Raw genomic sequence first — 360 nt, forward strand, 5'->3', positions numbered from 1 at the left:
ACTTATTTCCGTCGTGTCTATGTCCGAAACGCCTTAGATCTGGGAGGGATTAGATGAGTTTTTTCAGTAAACTGAAAGGCGGTATAAAAAAGAGTGCTGATCAAAGTCGAAAAAAAGTGTTAAAAGATGAAAGACGATTGAAGTCTTCACGGTTTAATGCAAGGATGGCGTTCTCATTCGTGTTTTGGATGGTTTTAGTTGGTGTTATCTTTATCAGCTTTCAGTCATGGGCACGGACGGGTTTTTTGAATGAAAAAGTAAACGGTTATCAGGATAAATCAAATGAACAAATTGCCAGTCTAAACGAGGTAGGTTTTGCTAATTCTCCGGCAGGTGAAACCTACGCAAGTAAGTTTATCG

Annotated in this window: 1 protein-coding gene; it reads left to right on the plus strand. The window is 39.2% G+C overall.

Annotated elements, in window-relative coordinates; genetic code table 11:
• Positions 1-53: 53 nt before the first annotated feature.
• Positions 54-360 (plus strand): hypothetical protein (locus tag ICJ85_RS16165; protein ID WP_188224828.1); only part of this gene is annotated, 307 nt, incomplete at its 3' end.

The organism is Aestuariibaculum marinum (assembly GCF_014596975.1).
Classification (GTDB): Bacteria; Bacteroidota; Bacteroidia; order Flavobacteriales; family Flavobacteriaceae; genus Aestuariibaculum; species Aestuariibaculum marinum.